2 protein-coding genes are annotated in these 2,427 nt (G+C 73.5%); both read left to right on the top strand.

Features of this window, described 5'->3' with window-relative positions; all coding sequences use genetic code 11:
* The first annotated feature begins 1,461 nt into the window (after positions 1–1,461).
* Entirely contained in the window at positions 1,462–1,800 is a 339-nt protein-coding gene (locus tag PGB27_RS29315) for a DUF6247 family protein (RefSeq protein ID WP_274203991.1), read from the top strand.
* Positions 1,801–2,049, top strand: a complete 249-nt coding sequence (locus PGB27_RS29310; RefSeq protein WP_274203990.1) for a hypothetical protein — start codon at positions 1,801–1,803, stop codon at positions 2,047–2,049.
* Positions 2,050–2,427 lie beyond the last annotated feature (378 nt).

Below are 2,427 nucleotides of genomic sequence, written 5' to 3'. Positions count from 1 at the left end.
TGCGACCGACAGGTCGTGGGAGAGTAGGACACCGCCGGAACACCCGACCACCCCCACACCACCCATACCGAACACCCCCCGAGGGGCGAGCACTCCCACCACAGGAGCACTCGCCCCTCGCGGCATGAGTGGGGCCGGCCTCTCCTTTCCGGAGGCGCCCCAGGTCCGGGTATCCGCCTCGTGTTGTCGCCGAGGTCGGGTGACGACGCTCGACCTCGTGCCCTGATCGGATCGGTTGGCCAGCGGGGTGACCGGGGCTCGCCTGCCGATGCGCCTCGAGTCCGCGGGGTCATCGAGCGGTGGACCGCCCGGTCTCGCCGTAGGCCGGTTCTGCTGGATCCGCACCGGGTGACACCGAGCTCGGCGTGAGTGCCGCGGCAGGTCCCCGGATCGTCGGCGCTGCGGTTGCCGCTCGGCGCGCACGTCGCGGTCGGCGGACCAGGCCACCGCATGGCCCAGCAACCCCGACCGGGCGCCGGAGCGGTCTCGCCGTCGTGGATCTGGCTGCACCGGCTCTTCCGTCGCGCGGTCCCCGGTGAGGACCGTCGGGTCCCCGGAGCGGCGCGGTAACTCAATGCGCGGGCGGGGCCGCCTTGCCAGCCCCGCCGGTCATGCCGGCCTCGAGGGAACCACCCGCCGGCCCATGGCGGTCGCCAGAACACCGGGAAACCGCGCGGCTCTGTGTGGCCGGCCAACCGCCTCGAAGACCAGACGCGCCAGCCGGTCCAGAGCTCGCGGTGTCAGCGCACCATGAGCGTGGGCGACGAGGACCTCCCGGGTGCGCCGTGAAGCCGTGAGAGGTCCACACCACCTCCGAGGAGTCCTTCCCCCCGGGGGAATCGTCCGGGCCGTCAGCGTCACCCGCCCTCGACCCGTGTCCCCGGTCAGGACCGCTCGACCCCAGACGCAACGGGTCCACCACCTCGACGTGACCGACCGCGCATGTTCGCGGCCCGACGTGGTGCGCACCCCCTTTCGAGCGGTGAGCTCGTCCAACCGGCCCGCGACGTCGGCGAGCGAGCGATGCCAGCTACACGAGACCAGGCGCGAGCCCGCCCGCGTGGCCGGGGCCCGGGGGGTCCCGGGCGGGGTTCGTGGGCACGGCGTCACGCCCGCCTCGCCCGGGCCGAGGCGGCTCCGCTGACGCGTCCGACGGGGTAGAGCCCACCACGGATCGCGCCGGTGGCGGGCAGGGCGCCAGGACGCCCCGCCAGGGCGCTGTGTGCGCGCGGGCCGTGGGCCGTGGGGTCACCGTCCTGCCGGGGGTGGGTCGGGCCCCGGGGCGAGCGGTCGTCGCCGCGCCTGGGCCGCTCCGCGCCCGCCCGTCCATCCCGATCGGCTCCGGGTCCGGGGGTGCCGGCTCCCCGTGGTGCGTCGCTCCTCGTGGTCGTTCGTCACCGGTAGCCCGAGCACGCCCGTCGGAGGCGCTCCTCGTCGCGAGTGGTCGCTACCCTCGGGCCCGTGACCGCCGCAGCACCGTCTCCGACCCCGGGTGGGGGTGACGCAGGGACCTGGGCGCAGGCCACGCCGGCCGAGGTCCGCGCGGCGCTCGCGGCGGAGAGCGCCGTCGAGTTCGACCGCCAGTGGCGCGCGGCTCTCGCCCAGGCTGCCGACAGTTACGACCTCACCGCCGTGCACCGCTGCCTCGAGGCCTGGCGGCGTGTCGCACGCGTGACGGCCGCGGCAGGTGGCGCCGGCGGGTACCGGGCGCTGTTCGACGCCGCGGCTGCCGCTCAGGGGGCCGGGCCACACCCGCCGCGAGCTCCGTGGCACGAGGTCCGCACGGGCCTCGGGCTCTAGGTGGCCTACGAGGTCGACGTCGCCTCGGTCCGAGAGGTGCTCGAGGCGCTGCCACGGGATGCGTTGGTGGCCCTGGCCGCCGCGATCGACGTCCTCGAGCTCACGCCCTGGGCGGGCGACCCCCTCGTCGACCGCAACCCCGACGGCGCCGTCCGCACCATGGCCTTCGGCGCCACCGGCCTCGTCACGTACGTCGTCGTCGAGCACCTGGGGCGCGTCGACCTCCTCCAGGTGCACTGGGTGGGCTGAAGGCCGCGGCCGACGCCGCCGGGACGGGGCCGACCCCTGGAGCGACGTGTGGGTCCTGGGTGGGCTGCGCGTTGATCAGGGCTGTGACCTGCAGCGATGCTCACCCCACCCCCCGGTGCAGGGCTCGGAGATCGCCCGTGTACTGTTTCTCGTGTCGCCAGGACAGAGAGGTTGAACCCGGTCCGGTCGACGCAGTAAGATAGGAAGGTCGCCCTCCGGAAGGCCCGCTCAGCGAGCAGGTCAGTACGGTGGTGTGGTTGTCCTTTGAGAACTCAACAGTGTGCTGAATGTTTGGTGTGTTTGTCCTCGTCGGCATCATGCTTGCGTCGTTGGTGGCGTGTGTGTGGTGTCGTGGGGTTTCTTTGAGTGCCTGGTCCT

The sequence above is a fragment of the Actinomycetospora lemnae genome (assembly GCF_028737315.1).
Classification (GTDB): Bacteria; Actinomycetota; Actinomycetes; order Mycobacteriales; family Pseudonocardiaceae; genus Actinomycetospora; species Actinomycetospora lemnae.
Note: the sequence above shows the minus strand (reverse complement) of the source record. Positions and strands in the feature narration are given on the sequence as shown.